Here is a 23,306-nt window from a genome sequence, read left to right on the forward strand (position 1 = left end):
GCTGCTCGGCTCNCTGCGCTCGGCGGCCCAGATCATCTCCTACGAGGTGGCGATGGGCCTGTCGTTCGTCGCGGTGTTCATGTACGCGGGCACGCTGTCGACGTCCGGGATCGTGGAGAGCCAGTCGGGGCGCTGGTACATCGCGCTGCTGCCGTCGTTCGTCCTGTACTGCATCTCGATGGTCGGTGAGACGAACCGGACCCCCTTCGACCTNCCCGAGGCCGAGGGTGAGCTGGTCGGCGNCTTCCACACCGAGTACAGCTCGATCAAGTTCGCCTTCTTCTTCCTCGCCGAGTACATCAACATGGTCACCGTCTCGGCGATCGCGACCACGCTGTTCCTCGGCGGCTGGCAGCCGCCGCCGATCCCGGGCCTGTCCGGTCTCGACCACGGCTGGGTGCCGTTGATCTGGTTCGTCCTGAAGCTGCTGCTGTTCCTGTTCTTCTTCATCTGGCTGCGCGGGACGCTGCCCCGGCTGCGCTACGACCAGTTCATGGCGTTCGGCTGGAAGGTGCTGATCCCGGTCGGCCTGCTGTGGGTCCTGATCATCGCGACCTTCCGCGTCTACCAGAAGGACGTCGACGACCGCACGCCGTGGCTGATCGGCGTCGGGGTGGTCATCGGCGTCATGCTGATCATCGCGCTGCTCGATCCCGGTGGCGCGAAGCACCAGCGGGAGCTGGAGGAGGCCGAGCGCCGCAAGCTTGCCCAGGCGCCGAGCCTCGAAAGCATCCCGTGGCCGCCCCCGCCACCGGGCGGTGCGCGCCACCGTCCGGNGGTGCCCGCGGGTACCTCGGCCAACGGGTCGTCCACCGTCATCCCCGCGGACCCCCCTCCGCGTCAGGAGAGCTGAGTCATGGGCTTCTTCGACCCCTACAAGGGCTTCGGCGTCACCTTCTCGACGATGTTCAAGAAGCCGACGACGGAGCAGTACCCGGAGCAGAAGAAGGAGACCGCGCCCCGGTTCCACGGCCGCCACCAGCTCAACCGTCATCCGGACGGGCTGGAGAAGTGCGTCGGCTGCGAGCTGTGCGCGTGGGCCTGCCCCGCCGACGCCATCTACGTCGAGGGCGCCGACAACACCGAGACCGAGCGCTACTCGCCGGGGGAGCGGTACGGCCGCGTTTACCAGATCAACTACCTGCGCTGCATCCTGTGCGGGCTGTGCATCGAGGCGTGCCCGACCCGGGCGCTGACGATGTCGAACGACTACGAGCTCGCCGACGACAACCGCCGGGACCTGATCTTCACCAAGGAGCAGCTCCTCGCCCCGCTGGCCGCCGGCATGGAGGCGCCGCCGCACCCGATGCGGCTCGGCTCCAGCGAGACCGACTACTACGTGCGCGACCCCGACGCGCCGCTGCCCTGGCAGGTGACCGACGAGCAACGCGCGGCCGCCGGCGGTTCCGACGCCGGGTCGGAGCGGCCGCGATGACCCACGCGACTCTGCTCGCCGCCGCGGGCGAGATCACCAGCACCTCCACCGGCGAGGCCGCGGTGTTCTGGATCCTGGCGCCGATCGCGGTGCTGGCCGCGGTCGGGATGGTGCTGGTCCGCAGCGCCGTGCACGCAGCGCTGCTGCTGGTGGCGAACCTGTTCTGCGTCGCGGTGTTCTACCTGGTCCAGCAGGCGCCGTTCCTCGGGTTCGTGCAGATCATCGTCTACGCAGGCGCGATCATGGTTTTGTTCCTGTTCGTGCTCATGCTCGTCGGCGTCGACTCCTCGGACTCGCTGGTGGAGACCATCCGTGGCCAGCGGCTCGGCGCGGCGATCTTCGGGCTCGGCTTCGCCGGGCTGCTGGTCTTCCCGATCGGCTCGGCCATCGACGGCGGCAGCGCCAAGGGCCTCGACAAGGCCAACGAGGGCGGCAACGTCCAGGCGATCGGTCGGCTGCTGTTCAGTAACTACGTCTTCGTCTTCGAGGCGGTCTCGGCGCTGCTCGTCGTCGCCGCGATCGGGACGATGGTGCTCGGCCACCGCGAGCGCGAGGGCGGCCGGGTCGACCAGCGGGAGCGGATGCGCCGCCGGTTCGCCGAACCCGGCCGCCAGGTCACCCCGCTGCCCGGACCCGGCGTCTTCGCCCGGCACGACTCGGCCGACACCCTCGGCCTGCTGCCCGGCGGCGGCCGCGCCTCCGGGATCGGCGGCATCCCCGGCATCCCCGGGGGCGCCGACGAACCGGGCGCCGCGGACCTCCCCGACGGCCGGGAGGCGGCGGACGCCCCGGACACCCCGGGTTCCCCAGGCGCCCCCGGAGTGTCCGATGGCCCGGGGTCGGCGGGTCCCGGCGGCCCGCGGGGATCCGGCGGGCCGGCAGGACCGGGCCGGCCGGGCGGACCGGGCGCGGGCGGCGGCTCCACGCCGGGCGCGCCGACACCCCCGGCGCCGACGGACGGCGCCGCGGCGGACGGCGCCGCGGGCGGAACGGATCCGGTCGACGTGAACGGCTCGGCGCTGGCGGGCGCCGGTAAGGGAGACGAGCGGTGAATCCCGCGAACTACCTGATCCTCTCGGCGCTGCTGTTCACCATCGGCACCGTCGGGGTCCTCGTCCGGCGTAACGCGATCGTCGTGTTCATGTCGATCGAGCTCATGCTCAACGCCGTGAACCTGACCCTGGTCACGTTCTCCCGGATCAACGGCACCCTCGACGGCCAGATCATGGCGTTCTTCGTCATGGTCGTCGCCGCCGCCGAGGTCGTCATCGGCCTGGCCATCATCCTCAGCATCTTCCGCACCCGTCGCTCGGCGTCGGTGGACGACGTGAACCTGCTGAAGTACTGACCTGCGACCCAGCGGCCGCGGCGCCCCCGGCGGTCATGGAAGAACGGACGAGACTGCAGTGACGCTTTATCGCCAACGACGCGCCGTGGCGGGGTCGCGATGAGGGTCGCCCCGGCTCTGCTCGCCGCTACCGAACCCGGCGGCCAGCCGATCCACTACGCCGCCGCCTCCGGGGTGTTCTCGCTGTCCTGGCTGCTCATCGTGCTGCCGCTGGCCGGCGCCGCGGTGCTGCTGCTCGGCGGGCGGCGCACCGACCGGGTCGGCCACATCATCGGCACGCTCGCGGCGGCGGCGAGCTTCGTGCTCGGCCTGGTGTTGTTCGCCGCGCTGCTCGGCCGGGACGGCGACGACCGGGCGCTGTCGCAGCATCTGTACTCCTGGATCCCGGTGAACGGCTTCCGGGTGGACGTCGGCCTGCTCGTCGACCAGCTCTCGATCGTGTTCGTACTGCTGATCACCGGCGTCGGCACACTGATCCACATCTACTCGATCGGCTACATGGCGCACGACCCGAACAGGCGGAAGTTCTTCGCCTACATGAACCTGTTCCTGGCGTCGATGCTGCTGCTCGTCCTGGGCAACAACTTCCTGTCGCTCTACGCCGGCTGGGAGCTGGTCGGCCTGTCGTCGTACCTGCTCATCAAGTTCTGGGAGGACCGACCGGCCGCGGCCACCGCGGCGAACAAGGCCTTCTACATGAACCGGGTCGGCGACGTCGGCCTCGCCCTGGCGATCATGTTCATGTTCGCCACCGTGGGTTCGACCAGCTACGCGGACGTGTTCGGCGCCGCCGCCGCGGGCGTCATCGGCTACGGCACCCTGACCGCGATCGCGCTGCTGCTCCTGCTCGGCGCGTGCGGCAAGTCCGGCCAGTTCCCGCTGCAGGCATGGCTGCCGGACGCCATGGAGGGCCCCACCCCGATCTCCGCGCTCATCCACGCGGCGACGATGGTCACCGCCGGGGTGTACCTCATCGTGCGGGCCGGGCCGATCTTCGACGGGACGCAGGCGGCGCGCACCGTCGTCGTCATCATCGGCGCCGCGACGATCCTCATCGGCTGCGTCATCGGCTGCGCCTACGACGACATCAAGAAGGTGCTGGCCTACTCGACGGTCAGCCAGATCGGCTACATGTTCCTCGCCGTGGGCCTGGGGCCCGCGGGCTACGCGCTGGGCATCATGCACCTGCTGGCCCACGGCTTCTTCAAGGCCGGCCTGTTCCTCGGCGCCGGGTCGGTGATCCACGGGATGGACGACGACCAGGACCTGCGCCACTACGGCGGGCTGTGGCGGTACATGCCGATCACCTGGGTGACCTTCGGCCTCGGCTACCTGGCGATCATCGGCTTTCCGGGGCTGTCCGGGTTCTTCACCAAGGACCGCATCATCGAGACGGCGTTCGACAAGGGCGGCACGTCCGGCTACCTGCTCGGCTCGATCGCGCTGCTGGGCGCGGGCATCACCGCGTTCTACATGACCCGGCTGTTCCTGATGACCTTCCACGGCAAGCCGCGCTGGTCGGCGGAGGGGCCGGCCGCCAAGCACCCGCACGAGTCGCCGGTGTCGATGACCGGGCCGATGATCGTGCTGGCGGTCGGCTCGGTGTTCGCCGGCGGCCTGTTCGTCCTCGGCCACTCGTTGCAGGACTGGCTCGAACCGGTCGCCGGGACGGGCGTCGAGGGCGTGCACACGTTCTCTCCGGTCGTGCTCACCCTGCTCACCCTGGTGGTGACCGCGGGCGGTTTCGCCGGCGCCTACCTGCGCTACCAGATGCGGCCGGTCGAGTCCGTGGCCCGTCCGGACACCGAGGTCACCCTGGTCACCTTCGCCGCCCGGCACGACCTGTTCGCGAACACGTTCAACGAGACCGTCGCCATGCGTCCCGGCCAGTACCTGACCCGCTTCCTGGTCTGGCTGGACCTCGTCGGCATCGACGGGCTCGTGCGGGGCAGCGCCGCCGCCATCGGCGGGCTGTCCGGGCGGATGCGCCGCCTGCAGACCGGCTTCGTTCGGTCCTACGCTCTGTCGATGTTGGGAGGTGCCGTCCTCGTGGTCGGCGCACTGCTGCTGGTGAGGGCGGGCTGACGTGAACACAGTCCCCTGGTTGACGATCCTGCTCATCGTCCCGGCCGCGGGAGCGGTGGTCGTCGCTGCCCTGCCGCGGCGCCACGCCACGCTCGCCAAGCAGCTCACTCTCGNCATCACGCTCGCGGTCCTGGTGCTCGCCGTGCTCGCGACCTTCGCCTACGACCCCGACAAGGCCGGTTTCCAGTTCGGCCAGTCCTACGACTGGATCTCCACGTTCGGCATCTCCTACTCGGTCGGGGCCGACGGCATCTCGCTGGTACTGATGCTGCTGGCCGCGCTGCTGGTGCCCGTCGTGGTGCTGTCGTCGTGGGACGAGGTCGACGGCGACGCCACGGGCGGTGGCCGTGTCCCCGCGCCCACGGTCGCCCCCGACGCCACCGGCGGCACGCCCGGCGGGTCCGCCGGGGGCACCGGTTCCGCCGGCGGAGTCGGGCCGATCGGCGTGGCCGGAGAAATCGGCGGTGTCGGCGGGCTCGGCGGTGTCGGCGGGCTCGGCGGTGATGACCTGGGCGGCGGTGGTGGGTCAGGTGGCGGTGGCGGCTCGGGCGGGACCGCGGTTGCGCTGGCCGCCCCGGCCCCGGCGCGGACCGTGACGATCCCGCCGGTCGAAGCGCGAGGCGAGGCCNCCGAGAGGCACGGCCGCCGTTCGGTGCCGGCGTTCTTCGCGCTGCTGCTCGCCCTGGAAGCCGGGATGATCGGCGTGTTCGCCGCGACCGACGTCTTCCTGTTCTACGTGTTCTTCGAGGCGATGCTGATCCCGATGTACTTCCTCATCGGCAGCTACGGCCCGGTGAAGGAGCAGGCGCAGCGCTCCTACGCGGCGGTGAAGTTCCTGGTCTACANCCTGCTCGGCGGACTGCTCATGCTCGCCGCGGTGATCGGCCTGTACGTTGTGTCCGCGGACAACCTCGGGCACGGCACGTTCGACTTCGCCACCCTGCGGCAGATGGAGATCACCCCCGGGGTGCAGAAGCTGCTGTTCCTCGGCTTCTTCGTCGCGTTCGCCATCAAGGCACCGCTGTTCCCGTTCCACACCTGGCTGCCCGACGCGGGCGCCCAGTCGCCCACCGGCGGCGCGGTGCTGCTCGTCGGCGTGCTGGACAAGGTGGGGACCTTCGGGCTGATCCGCTACTGCATCCCGCTGTTCCCAGACGCCGCGGACTACTTCGCCCCGCTGGTGCTGGGCCTGGCGGTCGTCGGGATCTTCTACGGGGCGCTGCTGGCCATCGGGCAACGAGATATGAAACGCCTCGTCGCCTACACCTCGCTCGCCCACTTCGGCTTCATCGCGCTGGGCCTGTTCGCCTTCACCAGCCAGGCCGGCACCGGCGCGGTGCTCTACATGGTCAACCACGGGCTGTCGACGGGGCTGCTGTTCCTGGTCGTCGGCTTCCTGGTGACCCGCCGGGGCACCCGCGACGTCGGCGCCTACGGCGGCCTGGCGAAGGTGACGCCGGTGCTCGCCGGGGTCTTCCTCCTCGCCGGGCTGTCGTCGTTGGCGCTGCCCGGGACGAACAGCTTCGTCAGCGAGTTCCTCGTCCTCGTCGGCACGTTCACCGCGAACAAGCCGCTGGCGATCGTGGCGACCTGCGGCATCGTGCTCGCGGCGATCTACGTGCTGTACCTGTACCAGCGGACGATGACCGGCCCGGTCGTCCACGAGGAGAACAGGGTCCTGCACGACCTCGGCCTGCGCGAGAAGGTCGTCGTGGCGCCGCTGGTCGCGCTCATCGTCGCCCTGGGGGTGTATCCGAAGCCGTTGCTTGACATCATCAGGCCGACGGTGACGGCGACCTACGCCGACATCGGCAAGTCCGATCCGGCACCGACCCACCCGGCGGCCGCCCATCCCGCCTCAGCGCAGCCCGGAGGCCATTCGTGAGCGCCGATCCGACCGTCCTGCTGGCGCAGACGCAGAAGATCACGCCGCCGTCGATCGAGTACTCCTCGCTCAGCCCGCTGCTCATCGTCTTCGTGGTGGCGCTGGTCGGGGTGCTCGTCGACGCCTTCGCCACCCGCGGGGCGNGTCGGGTCATCCAGCCCGTCCTGGCCGGCGGCGGTTTCATCGCCGCGCTGGTCGCGGTCGCGGTGCTGCACGGCCGGCACGCGGTGCTCGCCTCGGGCGCGGTGGCGATCGACGCGCCGACGCTGTTCATGCAGGGCACGATCCTGGTCTTCGCGCTGCTGTCGGTGCTGCTCGTAGCCGAGCGCCGGCTCGACTCCTCCGGCGGCGCGATCGTCGCCTCGGCGGCGATCACCCCCGGGTCGAAGGGCTCGACCGCGCAGCAGACCTCCGCGGACATGCAGACCGAGGCGTACCCGCTGATGGTCTTCTCGGTCACCGGCATGNTGCTTTTCGTCGCCTCGAACAACCTGCTGGTGATGTTCGTGGCGCTGGAGATCCTGTCGCTGCCGCTGTATCTGCTGGCCGGGCTCGCCCGGCGCAGGCGCCTGCTCTCGCAGGAGGCGGCGATGAAGTACTTCCTGCTCGGAGCATTCTCATCGGCATTTTTTCTCTACGGCGTCGCGTTCGCCTACGGATTTGCCGGCAGCGTGGAGCTCGGCAAGGTCGCCGACGCGGTCGGCACGGTGGGGAAGAACGACCTCTACCTCTACCTGTCGCTCGGCCTGCTGGCCGTCGGCCTGTTCTTCAAGATCGGCGCCGCGCCGTTCCACTCGTGGACGCCCGACGTCTACCAGGGGTCCCCGACCCCGGTGACCGCGTTCATGGCCGCCGGGACCAAGGTTGCCGCCTTCGGTGCCCTGCTGCGCGTCTTCTACGTCGCCTTCGGCGGCCTGCGCTGGGACTGGCGGCCGGTGCTGTGGACCGTGGCGATCCTCACGATGGTCGTCGGCGCGGTGCTGGCGCTGACCCAGCGCGACATCAAGCGGATGCTGGCCTACTCAGCGGTCGCCCACGCCGGCTTCCTGCTCGTGGGGCTCGCCGGCACCAACACCGACGGCCTGCGCGGCTCGATGTTCTACCTGGTCACCTACGGCTTCACCACGATCGCCGCGTTCGCCGTGGTCTCACTGGTGCGCACGAGCGACGGCGAGGCCAGCGACCTGTCCCAGTGGCGCGGTCTCGGCCGCACCTCGCCGCTGCTGGCCGGCACGTTCTCCTTCCTCCTGCTGGCGCTCGCCGGCATCCCGCTGACCAGCGGCTTCACCGGGAAGTTCGCCGTGTTCCAGGCGGCGATCGAGGGCGACGCGACCCCACTTGTGGTCGTGGCGCTGGTCTGCAGCGCGATCGCGGCCTTCTTCTACGTGCGCGTGATCGTGCTGATGTTCTTCTCGGAGCCGCTCGCCGAGGGGCCCGTCGTGGTCACCCGACCGACCCTGACGTTCGCCACGGTCGGCATCGGCACCGTGGCGACACTGGTCCTGGGAGTAGCGCCACAGCCCCTTCTGGACCTCGCGAATACCGCGGCGACGTCCGGCTTCGTACGCTGACGGTGGTATGAGCGCTATCGGGCTGGACGTCGTGGGGATCAGGACCGATCCTGATCTGGAAAAAGCCGTGCGAGATGGGCTTGGTCAGGTGGAGGAGCTGCTACGCGCATCTGTGCGCAGCGAGTTCTCCTTCGTGACCGAGACCTCGCGGCATCTCGTCGATGCGGGGGGTAAACGCTTCCGCCCGATCGTCGTGCTGCTGGCGGCGCAGTTCGCCGATCCGCACGCCCCCGGGGTGGTGCCGGCGGCCGTCGCGATCGAACTCACCCATCTGTCGACGCTCTACCACGATGACGTGATGGACGAGGCTCCCCGGCGCCGGGGAGCGGCGTCCGCCAACGCCCGGTGGACGAACACGGTCGCGATCCTCACCGGCGACTACCTGTTCGCCCGCGCCTCCGACATCACCGCGGACCTGGGCCCCGCGGCGACCCGGATCCTCGCCCGGACGATCGCGACCCTGTGTGAGGNCCAGATCCGCGAGACCGTCGGCCCCGCCCCCGACCAGGACCCGGTCGAGCACTACCTGCGGGTGGTCACGGAGAAGACCGCCTCGCTGATCGCCACCTCCGGCCGCCTCGGTGCGATGCTCGCCGGCGCGGACCCGCTCACCGTCGACACCCTGGCAACCTTCGGGGAACTGTTCGGGGTGGCCTTCCAGCTCTCCGACGACATCATCGACGTCGCCTCCGACCCGGCCGACTCCGGCAAGACCCCCGGCACGGACCTGCGGGAGGGCATCCCCACCCTGCCGGTGCTCTACGCGCTGCAGGCCGACGACCGGCCCGCCGCCCGGCTTCGGGAGCTCATCAACTCGGACTTCGCCGCCGGGGGTGGGAACCCGGAGGAAGGCGTCGCGGAGGCGATCGAGCTGCTGCGCGCGCACGAGGGGATGGCCAGGGCCCGCCGGGAGCTCGTCACCTGGTCGACCCGCGCCCGGGAATGCCTGGCTCCGCTGCCGGACAACGGGGCGAAGGCGGCCCTGGAGTCCCTCGCCGACTTCGTCATCGACCGCACCGGCTGACGCCCCCGGCCACGCCGGCGCCCCCGCAACCGGCCCACCTGCGGGACTGGCCTACCCGCGCGACCTGGCCCGGCCGCGCGGCTGATACTCCGCCCCCGTCGGCCCGAGGTCGGCCGACCGATCGCCTCCGGCGCAGGGCCGTTGCCGCGCCGGAGGCGGACGCCGTGTTCCGGGACAGGAAGCGGGCGTTCCGGCGGAGTGGCGGCCGCCTCCGGGGCCGGCGGGGGCGATCAGTGGGCGGTCTGGGACGCGCTCGGCGTGCTGCTGGACCGCTGAGCCGGAACCCCGGACGACGTGGACGCCGACGACGTGGTGGCGGTCGAGGAGGTCGAGGACGGGGCGCTGAACCAGGAGCCGAGCAGCGGCTCCACATCGACCGGATGGAACGGCAGCGCACCGGTGCCGGGGGACGAGGTGGCGCTCGGAGTGGCCGACGGGCTCGCGGCCGGGCTGGTGGCTCCGCCGTCGGACGCCGACGAGGTCGCCGTGGTGGTCGGGGTCGCCGTGGCGGAGGTGCCCGTCACGGTGCCGGCGCTCGGCGCGAGGGAGCGTAGGTCGGTCGGCCCGGTCGTCGGCTGGTCGCGCGGGGTCAGAGAGATGATCGGAATCGGGGCGGTGGTGGGGCCCAGCGCGACCGTGGTGACGGCACTCGACCCCGATGCGCTGGACCCGCCGGTCCCGGTGCCCGCCCTGTCGGCGCTCGGCGCAAGCTCGGCCCGCGGCGGCGAGCTCTGCGTGCGGTCTCGCGACGCCTGGGTCTGCGACGCACCGTAGGCGAGGGTCTCCGTGCCGGTGTACTGGATCCGCGATGCCTCACCGGCGTTCGGGACCGCTGCGCCGCCCNCCCCATCGCCCCCGAAAGCCACCCCGGCGACCAGCGCCGACAGCCCGGCCAGCGAGGCAGTGCCGGCGGCGGCCAGGCGCACCCGCCCGTTGCCGCGCCGGATCGGAGCCCGGTGGGCACCCGTGACACGCTCGGCCGGCGCGAGGTTCCGCGCGGCCGCCGACGCCGGCCCGCTGCGGCGGGGGCCGGTGGGCCTCCGGCCGGCGGCAGGCGGCCGGCTGGTGGTCGGCATCCGGCTGGCGGTGAAGGATGCGCCGAAGGAGGGGCTCAGCAGCCGTGAGGAGGCGGCGAACCGGGAGCCCTGCTCCCAGGAGGGCGCGTCGTGTGCCGGGAAGTCCGACCACCGGTCGTCGTCGAACTGGTTGTCCTCGTCGAACTGGTTGTCCTCGTCGAACCGGTCGTCCGCGGTGAACCGGTCAGCGCCGAAGCCCGTGTCCGAGAACCGGCCGGCGCGGAAACGATCCTCCGCGTCGAATCCGTCTTCGACGTCGTACCAGTCGTCCGAGTCGTGCCGGTTGCCTGTTTCATACTGATCGTCCGCGTCGTACCGGTCGTCGTCGANCCGGTCGTCCGCGTAGAACCGGCCGTCCTCCACCCCGTCGCCGTCGAATCGGCTCTCGCCATGCGGACCGCCCTCGAACGGGTCGGCCTCGTACTGGTCGTTGTCGTACTGGCCGTTGTCGTACTGGTGGTCGTTGTCGAACTGACCGCCGGTGGCGAATCGGCCGTGTCTCGGCCAGCCACGCCGCGGCCCGTCCGCCAGGTGGTCATCCCAGGCGGGTGCGGACTGTCGGGCCTGGCGGGCGGTGGTGCTGACCGACAGCGGGCCGGTAAGGGTGTCGAGCTCGCCGGGCGGGGCGAACGGGGGTCGCGGCGGGATCCGCCGCGGGGTCGAGGAGGGCCCGGGGCCGTACCAGCCCGAGCGGTCCGAGGTGTCCCAGGCCGCGACGGTCCCGGTGGGGGGCGTCGGGGCGTAGGCGCGGTCGTCGAGGCCGATCGGGGACGGGACGGCTGGGCGGCGCGGGGCGGCACCCCGGGAGTGCCGGCCGGCGGAGTGGCTACCCACGGCGGCCCCCGGCGGGCAGCAGCGCCTCGGACCCGGCCGGTCGGGCATGGCCCGCCCGAGAACAGGGCAGTTGCAAACAGGCCGCCTCGGCGGCATGGTCGGTGCCCACCGACGAACGCGGACTGGCCGCGGACCGCGGGCTGAGGGCTCGATGACCCCGCACTACGCCTCCGGCTGCATTGGTGTTGTGAGCCCCCCCGGGCCACACGGCACCCCCACGCGCAATCTGACCTTACCCGACCTGGTCGGAGCGGCAAATACCGGACTTATCCGAAGTAACTAGTTAATTGTTAGTGCGAGGGGGGATGGTCCGTGGCCGGAACGGCGTCGTCAGACCGCTCCGCGCCTCATTCCTCCGGCATGGCCGTGCCCCATCGGACCCCAGCGGGCCGGGTTCTGGCCGCCGTGGCCGCCCGCCAGCCTGCCTTGCGGGCAGGCCATGGCCGGGGGACAGGCCGGGCGGTTCGCGCCGAGGCTCGTCGGGCTGCCGGCCGGCGGGACGTCGCGCCGGCGGGACGTCGGGACGGCGGCTGATTGTTCGGCGGGCGGGTTCTGGCTGCCGCTTTCGGGGTCCCCCGCTGGTCCCCTGGACGGCCGTTCGGGTGCCCCCGGGGGATCCCCAGAACGCCGAAAGGCCGGGGCGGCGTCGATGCGCGCGCCCCGGCCTTCATGCCGGCTGGTTAATCAACCGGACCGCTCGACTGACCGAGTGGTCCGGCCGGTCCGGCGGGTTCCCGGGTCGTGCAGGGCGGTCGACCGGCGGGTACCGGCCGGTGGTGGCCGACCAGACCCGGACGGCCATACCTGGATCAGTCGATGGTCCAGGTCTCCCCACCGGAGATCAGCGACATCAGGTCGCCCTCGCCCTGCCGGGCCCGAGCGTCGCTGATCTGCGTGTTGAGCGCCTCGTCGTACGTGGGCGCGTCGACGCTGCGGAAGATCCCGATGGGCGTCACCCCGTGTGTGTCGCCGGTGAGCCGGGACAGCGCAAAGGACTGGCTCGGGTCCGCCGCGGCGGCGTCGTGGACGAGGACGCCCGGGCTGCCGGCGGGCACGACCTCCAGGCTGCCGTCCGCCGCGCGGCGGATCGCCTTGTCGCCCTCGGCGCCGAAGACGAGCGGCTCGCCGTGGGTCAGCTTCAACGTCACGTCGTCGCGGCTCGACCGGTCCTTCAGCGTGTCGAAGGCGCCGTCGTTGAAGATGTTGCAGTTCTGGAAGATCTCGACGAACGCGGTGCCCGGGTGCTCCGCCGCGGCGCGCAGCACCGAGGTCAGGTGCGCCCGGTCGGAGTCGATCGACCGCCCGACGAAGGTGGCCTCCGCACCGAGCGCCAGCGACACCGGGTTGTACGGCCGGTCCAGCGAGCCGAACGGCGTCGACTTGGTGATCTTGCCTACCTCGGAGGTGGGCGAGTACTGGCCCTTGGTCAGACCGTAGATCCGGTTGTTGAACATGAGGATCTTGAGGTTGACGTTGCGGCGCAGCGCGTGCAGCAGGTGGTTGCCGCCGATGGACAGCGCGTCGCCGTCGCCGGTGACCACCCAGACCGACAGGTCCGGCCGTGAGGTGGCGAGGCCGGTGGCGATCGCCGGCGCACGACCGTGGATGGAGTGCATCCCGTAGGTCTGCAGGTAGTACGGGAACCGCGAGGAGCAGCCGATTCCGGAGATGAAGGCGATGTTCTCGCGGGCGACCCCGAGTTCGGGGAGGAAGCCCTGCACGGTGGCGAGGATGGCGTAGTCACCGCAGCCCGGGCACCAGCGCACCTCCTGGTCGGAGGTGAAGTCCTTGCGGCTCTGCTGGGCCGGGGCGGCCGGCACCAGGTCGAGCAGCCGATTGCTGATACCGGTGTGGTTCGTCGTGACGGTCACTGGTTGATCACGTCCTCCAAGACGCCGGCCAGCTCCGCCGCCTTGAACGNCAGCCCGCGGACCTGGTTGTAGCCGATCNCATCGACAAGGAACTCGGCCCGGATCAGCGTCCGCAACTGGCCGAGGTTCATCTCGGGGATCAGCACCTTGTCATACGACCGCAGGATCTCCCCGGTGTTGGCCGGGAAGGGGTTGAGATGGCGCAGGTGCGCCTGGGCGACGTGCAGGCCCTTGGCGCGGACCCGCCGGCAGCCGGCTGCGATCGGGCCGTAGGTGGAGCCCCAGCCGAGCACGAGCACGCGCGCCTGCCCGGAGGGATCCTCCACCTCCAGCGGGGGGATGTCGTTCGCGATGCCGGCGACCTTGGCCGCGCGCAGGCGGACCATCCGGTCGTGGTTGGCCGGGTCGTAGGAGATGTTCCCCTGCCCGTCGGACTTCTCGATGCCGCCGATGCGGTGCTCGAGGCCCGGCGTACCGGGGACCGCCCACGGCCGGGCGAGGGTCTCCGGGTCGCGCAGGTAGGGCCAGAACTCCGGCCCCTTCGGCCCGGTGTGGTTCGGCTCGGTGGTGAAGGCGACCGTCAGGTCCGGCAGCTCCTCGCGCCTCGGCAGCAGCCACGGCTCGGAGCCGTTGGCGAGGTAGCCGTCGGAGAGCAGGAACACCGGCGTGCGGTACTTCGTCGCGAGCCGCGCGGCCTCGATCGCGGCGTCGAAGCAGTCCCCGGGCGAGCGGGGCGCCACGATCGGCACGGGGGCCTCGCCGTTGCGGCCGAACATCGCCTGCAGCAGGTCGGCCTGCTCGGTCTTGGTCGGCAGCCCGGTCGACGGCCCGCCACGCTGGATGTCGACGATGACCAGCGGCAGCTCCAGGCTCACCGCCAGACCGATGGTCTCGCTCTTGAGCGCGACCCCGGGACCCGAGGTCGTGGTGATGCCCAGCGAGCCGCCGAAGGACGCGCCCAGCGCGGCGCCGATCCCGGCGATCTCGTCCTCCGCCTGGAACGTCCGCACGCCGAACCGCTTGTGCTTGCTCAGCTCGTGCAGGATGTCGGAGGCGGGGGNGATCGGGTACGACCCGAGGAACACCGGAAGGCCGGTCAGTTCGCCGGCCGCGACGAGCCCGTAGGACAGGGCGAGGTTGCCCGTGATGCGCCGGTAGGTACCGGACCTCATCCGGGCCGGCGCCACCTCGTAGGTGACGGTGAAGGACTCCGTGGTCTCGCCGTAGTTGAACCCGGCGCGGAAGGCCGCGATGTTGGCTGCGGCGATCTCCGGCCNCTTCGCGAACTTCTTCTCGAGGAAACCGACGGTGCCCTCCGTCGGACGGTGGTACAGCCAGCTCATGAGGCCCAGGGCGAACATGTTCTTCGCCCGCTCCGCCTCCTTCTTGTTGACCGCGCTGCCGACCCCCTCCGCGGCGTGCACCGCGTTGATGGTCATCGAGGTCAGGGGGACCCGATGCACNGAGTAGGGGTCGAGCGTGCCGTCCGTCAGCGGGTCTGTCGCATAACCCGCCTTCTTGAGGTTTCCGCCCGTGAACGCGTCCGTGTTGACGATGAGATTCGCACCGGGAGGCAGGTCCTTGAGGTTCGCCTTCAACGCGGCGGGATTCATCGCAACCAGGACGTCCGGTGCGTCACCCGGGGTGAGGATGTCGTGATCGGAAAAATGTAGTTGGAATCCGGATACACCGGCCGGGGTGCCGGCTGGGGCACGGATTTCGGCGGGAAAGTCCGGGAGCGTCGACAGGTCGTTGCCGAACGTGGCCGTCTCGCTGGTGAACTGCTCTCCGGTGAGCTNCATACCGTCGCCGGAGTCGCCCGCAAAGCGCACGACCACCCGGTCGAGCCGGCGGGTCTCCCTCTCCCTGACCTGCTCAGACACCTTCAGTAACCTCCTCGGGTACCACACCAGCCTACCGGCTGTAGCAATGGGACGCGTGCGGCGTGCCGGGCCGACCGATCGCACGCGGTGGCCCGACGATCAGACCCGAATTTGTTGATCTCGGTGTGTTCTGGCGTAGAGTGATTGTCTGTCGACTCTGCGTATGTATGCCCCNGTCCTGGTGGCCGGCTGCTGCCATNCGTGTCCGGGTGGTCGGGATGCGTCGCCCGCCTGACGGGTGTGGGCGGTACGGATTCAATACGCTTCCGGGCGGCTTTCCATACAGCTCCGGTCGGGCGGCCTGTCGGCGAATAGACACATTCNCAACTTTGTTTCGATTACTCCATGTGTGCGACTCACTATCTTCCGTTGCCACCGCGGTGGGAGCCGCACCACGCAGCGTATCGGTCGCGAGGCACTGGCCGGATGGTGCCGAGGTGCCATCGCGACCGGCGCGCGGGCGGGAGAGCAGCATCGCAGTCATGACCTCGCGCCCCCGCCCGGCCCACTCCAGTCCGGCGTTGGAACGGCCGGAGCGAGCCCCCGATGGCGGACGCCGGGAGACGGTCGGGCTCGTCGGAGCGGGTCGGGCCGGCAGCGCCGTCGCCCTCGCCCTGGCCGCCGCGGGGCACCCGGTGGTGGCGGTGACCACCAGATCCCCCCTCGGCCGCGAACGCGCGGCGGCCATGTTCCCGGACGCACGGATCGGCGCAGTGCCGCAGGTGGCGCCGTGGCTGCGGGCGGCCGAGGTGCTGCTCGTCGCCGTCCCGGACGACGCGATCGCGCCGGTGACGGCCGAGCTCGTGGCCGCGGACGCCGTGCGGGCGGAGCAGATCCTCGCGCACCTCAGCGGCCGGCACGGGCTGGGCGTGCTCGCCGCCGGCGCATCCGTGGGCGCGGTCAGGGTGGCACTGCACCCGATCATGACGCTGCCCGACGCGGTGCGGAACCCCGACGCGTTCGCCGGCGTGTCGTTCGGCATCACCGCCGACCCGGGTGCCGAGGCCCGGGCCCGGGGGCTCGTCGCCGACGTCGGCGGCGTCCCGCTGCTGATCGAGGACGGTCGACGTGATCTTTACCACGCCGCGCTGGTCCTCGGTGGCAACTTCCTGACCAGCCTGACCGTGGCCGCCCGGGAGACGCTCGCGGCGGCGGGCGTCGCCGATCCGGGCGTCGCCCTCGCCCCCCTGCTGCGGGCGTCCCTGGACAACGCCCTCACCGGTGGCTGGCCGGCGGCCACGGGCCCGGTCCGTCGGGGCGATCTCGGCACCGTCCGAGCCCATCTGCGGGCGCTGGACGCCGTGGATCCGGCCGTCGCGGATGTCTACCGGGCACTGATGGCCTACACCACCGGGGGGCTGGAGCGGGCCGGCCTGCTCGATGCGCCCGTGGCCGACCGACTGCGCGCGGGTGCGGTCGGCCACACGGCGGACGGGAACGTTGATGCGCAGTCCCCGCGTTGAACAGCCCGTACCGGCTCGACAGGACGGACACCGGATCGCCATGCCACACCGCCACCTCAACGGTCTGAAGACCGCGCTGCTGCTGGGCGTGCTCTCCGCCGCGATCCTGCTNGTGGGGTCCCTGTTCGGGCGGGGTGGGCTGCTCATCGCGCTGGTGCTCGCGCTCGCGATGAACGGCTTCTCCTACTTCTTCTCGGATCGCATCGCCCTGCGGGCGATGCGGGCCTATCCGGTCACCCAGGTCGAACAGCCGCGGCTCTACGCCATCGTCGCGGAGCTCGCCCGCAATGCCCGCATGCCGATGCCGCGGCTGTACCTGAGCCCGACCGGCTCGCCCAACGCCTTCGCCACCGGCCGCAATCCGGGAAACGCGGCGGTCTGCTGCACCGAGGGCATCATGGACCTGATGGACGATCGCGAGCTGCGCGGCGTCCTCGGGCATGAACTCAGCCATGTGTACAACCGCGACATCCTCATCGCCTCGGTCNCCGGCGCCCTCGCCAGCGTCATCGTGTACCTGGCGAACATGGCCCAGTTCCTGGCCATCTTCGGCGGGCGGGACGAGGAGAACGGCCCGGGCATCTTCGAGCTGCTGCTGCTGATGATTCTGGGTCCGGTCGCGGCGTCGATCATCCAGCTTGCCATCAGCCGCTCCCGGGAGTACCAGGCCGACGAGTCGGGCGCGACGCTCACCGGCGATCCGCTCGGGCTGGCCAGCGCGCTGCGCAAGCTGGAGGCGGGCACCTCCGCTCGGCCGCTGCCGCAGAACTCGAAGCTGGGTCCAGCGGCCGCGCTGATGATTGCCAACCCGTTCCGCGGCGGCGGGGTCGGCCGGCTGTTCTCGACCCATCCGNCCATGAACGAGCGAATCGCCCGGCTGGAACAGCTCGCGCGTATGAATCCGTATCGCTGACGGGCAACTGACAGCAGTGTTGTCCGCAGTGGCATCACCGTATTACAGTGGACGACTCAGAGTAAGCTCGTACCGTCGACCGCGTACCGCGGGACGGTAGCCGGGAACCTAGTCGTTCCACGGCCACGACAGCGGCGGAGCGAACCCCCCAGGTTCCGCCGCAGGCACCCCGCCCGAAACCCCCCATCGGGCGGGGTGCGCCGTTTCTGGGTACGGGCCTCAGCGGTAGTTGACGAACTGGAGCGGGACCTCGAAGTCCTCGGCCTTCAGTAGCTGGATCACCCGCTGCAGGTCGTCCCGCTTCTTCCCGGTGACCCGGAGCTGGTCGCCCTGAATCTGGGCCTGCACCCCCTTGGGGCCATCCGTCCGGATCTTCTTGGCGATCGCCCGGGCCTTGTCGTCCGAGATGCCCTGCTGGACGGTCACCGACAGGCGGAACTCCTTACCCGAGGGCTTGGGCTCGTCGAACGACAGCGCCTTGAGCGAGATGCCGCGCTTGACGAACTTCTCCTGCAGGACATCGAGCACCGCCTTGACCCGCTCGTCGGTGTTCGCTACGAGCAGAATCGACTCGCCGGACAGGGCGGCCGATGCGCCCGTGTCGCGGAAGTCGAAGCNGGTCCGGATCTCCTTGGCTGTCTGGTTGACGGCGTTGTCTATCTCCTGTGCGTCGACTTTGCTGACGATGTCGAAGGACGGGTCTGCCACGTGCGCGGACCTCCAGTTCGGTTCGGTGCGGGGATGTCTGGCCGAGCGGGTGGTGTCGAGTCAGGCACCGTACGTGGTCATCAGGGGCGGTACCCGCCTCGGGGGGTGGCCACTCGCCGTTGTATTCGATCGACGACAGCCGTGCGGGACGGTCCACCGTCCCGGTGGTCCGGCGGGACCGGTATGCTCCTCTACGAAGGCAGGTTGCCCGAGCGGCCAAAGGGAACGGTCTGTAAAACCGTCGGCTCAGCCTACGATGGTTCGAATCCATCACCTGCCACTGGCCCGGCTACGGCCCGGATCATGTTGTGACGCAGGCCCTGGAGACCTCTCCAGGGCCTGCGTGGTTTTCCCGGCGGTTCCCGGCCGATCATGACCGCTGCCGATCGGCTTGATCACCTTCACCTTCGGGATCGCCGCCCACCGGCCGAGCGCCGGCGGGGCACTCGTCGCAGGTATCAGTCGCAGGTATCAACGGGGCGCTGGCATCGATCGCCGCGGCGCTCGCCGTCAGGCTGGCGCCGATCCGGGTCAACGCCGTCTCCCCGGGCTGGGTCGACACGCCGATCTGGGACATCCTCGCCGGTGCCGCGCGGCCGCGGACCCGGTCGCTCAGGGGGCGGCGGCGTCCAGCTCGGCGCGGGTCAGCAACGGACGCAGGGTCAGGCCGAGCTCGGCCAGCCGTTCCCGGCCGCCCTCACCGCGGTCGATCACGCAGAGCACGTCCTCGACGATCGCGCCGTCGTCGCGCAGCACCTTCGTCGCGTCGAGCACGGCGCCGCCGGAGGTGACGACGTCCTCGACCAGGACGACGCGGCGGCCGGAGACCTCGCCGCCCTCGGCTATCCGCCGGGTGCCGTACTCCTTGGCCTTCTTGCGCACGAACCGCGCGGGCAGGCCGGTGCGNTGGGAGAGCAGGGTGGCCAGGGGGACGCCACCGAGTTCGAGCCCGGCCAGGACCTCGGTGCCCGGCGGAATCAGCCCGGTCAGGCCGTCGACGATCGCGGCGAGTAGCTCCGGGTCGGCCTCGAACAGGTACTTGTCGAAGTACTCGGTGCTCGTCCTGCCCGACCGGAGCAGGAAGGTGCCGGTCAGATGGGAGGCGGCCCGGACCCGGGCGGCCAGCGCCGCGTTGTCGCTCACGTCAGTGCACTCTAGGGGGCTGAGGCCGGGCGGCGCGGCGCGGTCGCGCGGAACACCACGATCGCCGGTCCCGTCCGCCGGCCGCCCACACCTGGCGCATCGGGACATCCGCTGCGCAACCGGGGCTACGGTGATGCCATGTCGCGATCCGCCGCCGAGCGCCGCCCGCCGGTCCCGGCGGACGGCCCCGGTGCACTGCTATTCGTCTACGGGACGCTGATGTTTCCCGAGGTGGTCTCGACGCTGATCGGCCGGGTGCCGCCGATGGAGTCCGCCGCCGCCCCCGGGTGGCGGGCCGCCCGGCTGCGCGACCGCCTCTACCCGGGGCTGGTACGCCGGGTGGCCAGGGACGAGGCGCCGGTCGCGGGCCGGGTGCTCGTCGGCCTCGATCCGCGGGAACGAGCCGTGCTCGACGCCTTCGAGGGCTCGGCCTACGAGGCCGCCCCGCTCGCCCTGGCCGACGGGCGCCAAGCGGCCGCCTATCTCTGGCTGGACGCCGCCGAGGCGACCGACGATGACTGGGACGCCCGCACGTTCGCGGACGGGCACCTCGGCGACTACGTCCTGCGGTGCGCTGCCTGGCGATCCCGGCTCAGTCGGTGACGGTGGGCGGGGGACCGTCGTCGCCGCGCCCGGTTCGGCCCGGGCCCCCCGGGCCACGGCCGGTGAACCCGCCGGAGCCCGGTTGGGCACCCGCCGCCTCCGGGTGGCGGCCGCCGACGCCCGCGCCGCGGCCGGCGGCCTCACCGACGCCGGCTCGGTCGCCCGGGTACGGCTCCTCGTAGCCGCTGCGGGTTCGGGCGGTGTCGTAGGTGCACAGCGCGTAGATCACCAGGATGTCGATCGCGATGATGACGACCGACCACACCGGGAACGCCGCCATGAAGGCAAGCTGGCCGATCGCGTTGATCGCCGCGATCACGATGCCGGCCCAGCGCGCAGTGTCGTTGCGGATGTAGATCCCGTAGGCGATCAGCATCTCGACGACGCCGACCGCNATCCACAGCCANCCCCAGAAATTGATGTCGGCGTAGAGCACGTTGGTGCCGCCGTTGAGGTTGTTCACGACCACCGTGTAGTCGTTCAGAGCCGCGATGCCGTAGATCAGGTTGTGGAAGCCGACGATGAACATGATCACGGCGGCGAAGGTGAGCCATCCGCTCAGCGGGCGTACCGCCCGATTTCCTGCCATCTGATCCTCCCCGTTCGACGCCGACGCCTCGCCCGACCGGTGAACCGCCATGCCCCCGATGAGGGGGGCCACCGGGGCAGGGTGGGGCACGACCTCGTGGTCGCGGCGGGTCGACACCGACACCGTGCGGTCCGGTGTGCATCCGGTAGTCAGACAACTACCGTCCGCCGCTTAGATGCGATACCCGCCCCGCCCCGACGTCACCCCTTCAGCCGAGGGCGGCCCGCAGCGTCCCGTCAGCCGAGGGCGGCCGGCAGCGTCGTGACCTTGTTCGTGGCGGCGTCCCAGTGCAGCCGGCCGTGCTGGAAGGTGCTCTCCCGCCCGCCCGGCACCGAGTACTCGTCGGTCGTGGGCAGGCCGAGGCTGGACGTCGTGCCGCCGAGGGACAGGTAGGTCTGCAGGATGCGGCCGTGGACCTCGTGAGCGCCGGTCGAGGGGTGCCAGTAGATCCAGCCGCCCTGAAAGCGGGCCTGCTGGGCGCCGGGCGCGCTGGCGATCTCGATGTCGCTCACCGGGCGGCGCAGGAAGCTGTTCGACCCGCCGACGCCGAGGTACTTCGTCGAGATCGGGCCGTACAGCGCGTGCACCCCGGTGGCGACGGACCAGAAGGCCAGGCCGTTGGCGTACTGCTGCCAACGGCCCCCGCCGCCCGCGGGATTCTCGACCCCGACCGCGGCACCGAGCGCGGCCCGGGTCGGCCCGCCGGCCGCGTGCCACTTCTCGATCTCGCTGTGGGTGCCGTCCGCCTGCGCGGCGAGCGCGGTCGACGTGCAGCACAGCACGTTCATGTCCACGCTGCCGCTGATCCCGGGCACGGTGCCGCCGGAGGTGTACTGCCACAGTGCCCAGTTCGGCCAGCCGCCGGGTAGCCAGCCGGGGGTCGCCTGGTCGTTGTAGATCGCGAACCAGAACGGGTACTTCGCGAAGTCGTGGATGTCCGCCACCTTCCCGGTCCAGAACGACCGGTAGGTGTAGAGGATGGGGGCCCGGCCCGTCGCGGACTNGACCTCCTCCAGGAAAGCCCGGGTCCAGGCCGCGAGTGTCCTGGGGTCGAGTCCACCGGTGTCCTCGAGGTCCAGCACGGGCGCGAGATGGCCGGCCGTGCGCGTCAGCCCGCTGACGGCGATGAAATGGCGAGCCTGATCCACTGCGGTCGACAGCGGCTGCGCCGGGCGGGCGTAGTGGTAGGCGCCGACCACCAGTCCGGCCCTGGTGGCGGCGTCGCGATCGGCCACGAAGAACGGGTTGGTGTAGTTCGGTCCCTCGGTGGCCTTGATGATCACGAAGCTGACGCCGGAGGCGCGAGCCGCGTTCCAGTCGATCGGTCCGCCACCTGGATGCTGCCACGAGGCCACGTCGACCCCGCGCGGCCACAGCGGCGAAGGGGCCGCCCCCTGGGCCACGCCGGCGGTGCCGGACATGGTCAGCGTGGCGGCGGTGAGCGCGGCGATGCTGAGCAGTTGCCGGGGCAGCGGGATCGCGAGCGCCGGCCGGCCCGGCCGGCCCGGCCAGCCCCGATGGCGGGGGACGGAGTCGGCGTCCACCCGGCGGAGCGGGACGGGGTCCGATGAGCGGATCGATCTCGGGTTCGGTGCGGGGGGCGGCACGTGGGCAGAGGCCTGGGCGGCCACCGACGCGAGTCGGTCGGGTCGAGGGAACACCGTGCCGGGCGGCAACGGGGTGCCGGGCCGGATCGGGATGCCGACCGGGCCGGCGTCGCCGTCGGTGCCGCGGGTCGTCGGATACCGGCCAGGACGATGCGTGGAACGCATGGGCAACCCTCGGATGCTTGGGAGGCGACGGTCGGGGAGGCTCGTGAGCCGGTTGGCCGCGCCAGGCGGGGCGCACCAACGGGTGAGNCACACGCTAAGCATTCAAGGAATTACATACAGCTATCGAAGGTTGGGGGGCCCGAGTTATTCGCTACGGACAGTTGCTCCCGTCGACAATCTGCGCATCTTCCGGTCGGAATGNCTGCCGGGTTGGGCGTGCCGGCGTGCCAGGGGGCAAGGCTGGCGATGGGGATGTTCCGCGCATCCGGTGGCGTGTGGTCGCCGCCGACTGGCCGGTCCGAGCGGCGCTGCCATGATCGGGGACGAAGCGGACGGGGGTGCCTCCCCAACCACGCTCAGCGTCGTGTAATCTGAGCACCGCGACCTCGCGCCCCTTTAGCTCAGTCGGCAGAGCGTCTCCATGGTAAGGAGAAGGTCTACGGTTCGATTCCGTAAAGGGGCTCCACGTTCCGGTCCTCGGGCAGGTTNGTGTCCGGGATGGGCGGTTCCGCCGGTTCTCCCGGGTAGGCTAGTGGTCGTGTCTCCGGGCATCCTGGGGACCATCCTGGCGGTGTAGCTCAGTCTGGCAGAGCAAGCGGCTCATAATCGCTGTGTCGCCGGTTCAAGTCCGGCCACCGCTACTATCGGGGAGCGGCGCGCCGTAGCCCTTGTAGGGGCTCGCGGCCTGCCGCGTCGCCCGATCAGTTCAGCACTCGACTCAGGAAGAGGCATCACGCCGTGGCCGCCACTGACGTCCGCCCGAAGATCACGATGGCGTGCCAGGTGTGTAAGCACCGGAACTACATCACCCGCAAGAACCGGCGCAACGACCCGGACCGCCTCGAGCTGAAGAAGTTCTGCCCGAACTGCGGCAAGCACACGGAGCACCGCGAGACCCGCTGACGATGCCCGGCGTCGCCGTGTCGGCCACGCCGCCGTCCGCCGGACGCGTGTTGGGGTTCCGCGAGACACCGCAGGATCACAACCGGCCAGGGAGCTCCCTGGCCGGTTGTTTGCGTGTTGGCTCGCCCCACCTGCGTCGGCCCTGGTCGCGGGCCCGGGATGGCGGCGTGATGCCTGGGGCACCGGCGTGATACCTAGAA

General features: G+C 70.9%; 15 protein-coding genes, 3 tRNA genes and 20 pseudogenes. 26 read left to right on the forward strand and 12 right to left on the reverse strand.

The window, feature by feature from the left end; genetic code table 11:
- Nucleotides 1-13: 13 nt before the first annotated feature.
- The 16 genes and pseudogenes from FF86_RS43085 to FF86_RS35605 form a co-directional block, all read left to right on the forward strand.
- A pseudogene (locus FF86_RS43085) lies at nt 14-213 on the forward strand (NADH-quinone oxidoreductase subunit H); the annotation flags it as partial.
- A gap of 30 nt (nt 214-243) precedes the next feature.
- Nucleotides 244-776, forward strand: a pseudogene (locus FF86_RS43095) (NADH-quinone oxidoreductase subunit H); the annotation flags it as partial.
- 80 nt (nt 777-856) lie between these two features.
- Entirely contained in the window at nt 857-1,435 is a 579-nt protein-coding gene (gene nuoI, locus FF86_RS07970; RefSeq protein ID WP_044885127.1) for an NADH-quinone oxidoreductase subunit NuoI, read from the forward strand.
- The gene (locus FF86_RS07975) at nt 1,432-2,487 is read left to right on the forward strand and encodes an NADH-quinone oxidoreductase subunit J (RefSeq protein WP_044885128.1); all 1,056 of its coding nucleotides are present in this window, start codon (nt 1,432-1,434) and stop codon (nt 2,485-2,487) included. The genes nuoI and FF86_RS07975 overlap by 4 nt, the downstream gene beginning before the upstream one ends.
- Nucleotides 2,484-2,783, forward strand: coding sequence for an NADH-quinone oxidoreductase subunit NuoK (gene nuoK, locus FF86_RS07980; RefSeq protein ID WP_044885129.1), 300 nt, complete (start codon nt 2,484-2,486; stop codon nt 2,781-2,783). The genes FF86_RS07975 and nuoK overlap by 4 nt, the downstream gene beginning before the upstream one ends.
- A 99-nt stretch (nt 2,784-2,882) precedes the next feature.
- Entirely contained in the window at nt 2,883-4,868 is a 1,986-nt protein-coding gene (gene nuoL, locus FF86_RS07985) for an NADH-quinone oxidoreductase subunit L (RefSeq protein ID WP_044885130.1), read from the forward strand.
- Nucleotide 4,869: 1 nt separating this feature from the next.
- On the forward strand, nt 4,870-4,981 hold a 112-nt coding region (locus FF86_RS43100), incomplete at its 3' end, for a hypothetical protein (protein ID WP_242418384.1).
- A 1-nt stretch (nt 4,982) separates the two neighbouring features.
- Nucleotides 4,983-5,496: pseudogene (locus FF86_RS43105) on the forward strand (NADH-quinone oxidoreductase subunit M); the annotation flags it as partial.
- A 1-nt stretch (nt 5,497) separates the two neighbouring features.
- Nucleotides 5,498-5,713, forward strand: a pseudogene (locus tag FF86_RS43110) (proton-conducting transporter membrane subunit); the annotation flags it as partial.
- A gap of 1 nt (nt 5,714) precedes the next feature.
- Nucleotides 5,715-6,753: pseudogene (locus FF86_RS43115) on the forward strand (NADH-quinone oxidoreductase subunit M); the annotation flags it as partial.
- The coding region (locus FF86_RS43120) for a hypothetical protein (protein ID WP_242418385.1) at nt 6,750-6,896 on the forward strand (147 nt) is incomplete at its 3' end. The pseudogene FF86_RS43115 and the gene FF86_RS43120, both read left to right, overlap by 4 nt.
- Nucleotide 6,897: 1 nt before the next feature.
- A pseudogene (locus FF86_RS43125) lies at nt 6,898-7,220 on the forward strand (NADH-quinone oxidoreductase subunit N); the annotation flags it as partial.
- 1 nt (nt 7,221) lies between these two features.
- Nucleotides 7,222-8,324 (forward strand): annotated as a pseudogene (nuoN, locus tag FF86_RS07995) (NADH-quinone oxidoreductase subunit NuoN); the annotation flags it as partial.
- 7 nt (nt 8,325-8,331) lie between these two features.
- Nucleotides 8,332-8,794, forward strand: a 463-nt coding sequence (locus FF86_RS43130) for a polyprenyl synthetase family protein (protein ID WP_242418372.1), incomplete at its 3' end; no start/stop codon positions are given.
- Nucleotide 8,795: 1 nt separating this feature from the next.
- Nucleotides 8,796-9,348 (forward strand): annotated as a pseudogene (locus FF86_RS43135) (polyprenyl synthetase family protein); the annotation flags it as partial.
- A gap of 294 nt (nt 9,349-9,642) precedes the next feature.
- A complete protein-coding gene (locus FF86_RS35605) occupies nt 9,643-10,122 on the forward strand; it encodes a hypothetical protein (RefSeq protein WP_206778914.1) in 480 nt (159 codons plus the stop codon).
- 1,945 nt (nt 10,123-12,067) lie between these two features.
- Here the strand turns inward: FF86_RS35605 and FF86_RS08010 are convergent.
- From FF86_RS08010 to FF86_RS43155, 5 genes and pseudogenes are all read right to left on the reverse strand, one after another.
- Complete coding sequence (locus FF86_RS08010) at nt 12,068-13,129, reverse strand: 2-oxoacid:ferredoxin oxidoreductase subunit beta (protein ID WP_044885135.1); 1,062 nt, start codon at nt 13,127-13,129, stop codon at nt 12,068-12,070.
- A 79-nt stretch (nt 13,130-13,208) separates the two neighbouring features.
- Nucleotides 13,209-14,189, reverse strand: a pseudogene (locus FF86_RS43140) (2-oxoglutarate ferredoxin oxidoreductase subunit alpha); the annotation flags it as partial.
- 1 nt (nt 14,190) lies between these two features.
- Nucleotides 14,191-14,405: pseudogene (locus FF86_RS43145) on the reverse strand (2-oxoglutarate ferredoxin oxidoreductase subunit alpha); the annotation flags it as partial.
- Between the two features lies 1 nt (nt 14,406).
- Nucleotides 14,407-14,592, reverse strand: a pseudogene (locus FF86_RS43150) (hypothetical protein); the annotation flags it as partial.
- A 1-nt stretch (nt 14,593) separates the two neighbouring features.
- Nucleotides 14,594-14,927 (reverse strand): annotated as a pseudogene (locus tag FF86_RS43155) (2-oxoacid:acceptor oxidoreductase family protein); the annotation flags it as partial.
- Between the two features lie 567 nt (nt 14,928-15,494).
- Here FF86_RS43155 and FF86_RS08020 point away from each other — a divergent pair.
- From FF86_RS08020 to FF86_RS62035, 4 genes and pseudogenes are all read left to right on the forward strand, one after another.
- A complete protein-coding gene (locus tag FF86_RS08020; RefSeq protein WP_082121853.1) occupies nt 15,495-16,475 on the forward strand; it encodes a Rossmann-like and DUF2520 domain-containing protein in 981 nt (326 codons plus the stop codon).
- A gap of 112 nt (nt 16,476-16,587) precedes the next feature.
- A pseudogene (locus FF86_RS43160) lies at nt 16,588-16,962 on the forward strand (M48 family metalloprotease); the annotation flags it as partial.
- A 1-nt stretch (nt 16,963) separates the two neighbouring features.
- A pseudogene (locus tag FF86_RS43165) lies at nt 16,964-17,328 on the forward strand (M48 family metalloprotease); the annotation flags it as partial.
- Nucleotide 17,329: 1 nt separating this feature from the next.
- Nucleotides 17,330-17,388 (forward strand): annotated as a pseudogene (locus FF86_RS62035) (hypothetical protein); the annotation flags it as partial.
- A 219-nt stretch (nt 17,389-17,607) separates the two neighbouring features.
- Here the strand turns inward: FF86_RS62035 and FF86_RS08030 are convergent.
- The coding region (locus FF86_RS08030) for a YajQ family cyclic di-GMP-binding protein (protein ID WP_242418373.1) at nt 17,608-18,005 on the reverse strand (398 nt) is incomplete at its 5' end.
- Between the two features lies 1 nt (nt 18,006).
- Nucleotides 18,007-18,096, reverse strand: a pseudogene (locus tag FF86_RS43170) (DUF520 family protein); the annotation flags it as partial.
- A 198-nt stretch (nt 18,097-18,294) separates the two neighbouring features.
- On the opposite strand from FF86_RS43170, the gene FF86_RS08035 reads away from it, so the two are divergent.
- Both FF86_RS08035 and FF86_RS43175 read left to right on the forward strand, forming a co-directional pair.
- A tRNA-Tyr gene (locus FF86_RS08035) sits at nt 18,295-18,376 on the forward strand.
- Between the two features lie 244 nt (nt 18,377-18,620).
- Nucleotides 18,621-18,677: pseudogene (locus FF86_RS43175) on the forward strand (hypothetical protein); the annotation flags it as partial.
- Between the two features lie 31 nt (nt 18,678-18,708).
- On the opposite strand, the gene FF86_RS43180 reads toward FF86_RS43175, so the two are convergent.
- Both FF86_RS43180 and FF86_RS43185 read right to left on the reverse strand, forming a co-directional pair.
- A partial coding sequence (locus FF86_RS43180) for an orotate phosphoribosyltransferase (RefSeq protein WP_396229805.1) occupies nt 18,709-19,002 on the reverse strand: 294 nt, incomplete at its 5' end.
- A 1-nt stretch (nt 19,003) separates the two neighbouring features.
- Nucleotides 19,004-19,239: pseudogene (locus tag FF86_RS43185) on the reverse strand (orotate phosphoribosyltransferase); the annotation flags it as partial.
- 138 nt (nt 19,240-19,377) lie between these two features.
- On the opposite strand from FF86_RS43185, the gene FF86_RS08050 reads away from it, so the two are divergent.
- Nucleotides 19,378-19,842 (forward strand): gamma-glutamylcyclotransferase family protein, encoded by a 465-nt coding sequence (locus FF86_RS08050; protein WP_044885140.1) that lies wholly within the window; start codon nt 19,378-19,380, stop codon nt 19,840-19,842.
- On the opposite strand, the pseudogene FF86_RS08055 reads toward FF86_RS08050, so the two are convergent.
- From FF86_RS08055 to FF86_RS43195, 3 genes and pseudogenes are all read right to left on the reverse strand, one after another.
- A pseudogene (locus FF86_RS08055) lies at nt 19,832-20,236 on the reverse strand (hypothetical protein); the annotation flags it as partial. The gene FF86_RS08050 and the pseudogene FF86_RS08055 overlap by 11 nt on opposite strands.
- Nucleotides 20,237-20,667: 431 nt before the next feature.
- The coding region (locus tag FF86_RS43190; RefSeq protein ID WP_304438107.1) for a GH25 family lysozyme at nt 20,668-21,434 on the reverse strand (767 nt) is incomplete at its 5' end.
- A gap of 1 nt (nt 21,435) precedes the next feature.
- Nucleotides 21,436-22,203, reverse strand: a pseudogene (locus tag FF86_RS43195) (glycoside hydrolase family 25 protein); the annotation flags it as partial.
- Nucleotides 22,204-22,593: 390 nt separating this feature from the next.
- On the opposite strand from FF86_RS43195, the gene FF86_RS08065 reads away from it, so the two are divergent.
- From FF86_RS08065 to rpmG, 3 genes are all read left to right on the forward strand, one after another.
- Nucleotides 22,594-22,669, forward strand: a tRNA-Thr gene (locus FF86_RS08065).
- A 101-nt stretch (nt 22,670-22,770) separates the two neighbouring features.
- Nucleotides 22,771-22,844 (forward strand) — tRNA-Met (locus FF86_RS08070).
- A gap of 130 nt (nt 22,845-22,974) precedes the next feature.
- Nucleotides 22,975-23,106, forward strand: a complete 132-nt coding sequence (rpmG, locus tag FF86_RS08075; RefSeq protein ID WP_070131962.1) for a 50S ribosomal protein L33 — start codon at nt 22,975-22,977, stop codon at nt 23,104-23,106.
- Nucleotides 23,107-23,306: the final 200 nt, after the last annotated feature.

Origin of the sequence: Frankia sp. CpI1-P, from assembly GCF_001421075.1 — a bacterium.
Classification (GTDB): domain Bacteria; phylum Actinomycetota; class Actinomycetes; order Frankiales; family Frankiaceae; genus Frankia; species Frankia torreyi.

Coding starts and splice junctions, on each gene's coding strand:
- nuoI (WP_044885127.1), top strand. CDS start 857: ATGGGCTTCTTCGACCCCTACAAGGGCTTCGGCGTCACCTTCTCGACG.
- FF86_RS07975 (WP_044885128.1), top strand. CDS start 1,432: ATGACCCACGCGACTCTGCTCGCCGCCGCGGGCGAGATCACCAGCACC.
- nuoL (WP_044885130.1), top strand. CDS start 2,883: ATGAGGGTCGCCCCGGCTCTGCTCGCCGCTACCGAACCCGGCGGCCAG.
- FF86_RS08020 (WP_082121853.1), top strand. CDS start 15,495: ATGACCTCGCGCCCCCGCCCGGCCCACTCCAGTCCGGCGTTGGAACGG.
- FF86_RS08050 (WP_044885140.1), top strand. CDS start 19,378: ATGTCGCGATCCGCCGCCGAGCGCCGCCCGCCGGTCCCGGCGGACGGC.
- rpmG (WP_070131962.1), top strand. CDS start 22,975: ATGGCGTGCCAGGTGTGTAAGCACCGGAACTACATCACCCGCAAGAAC.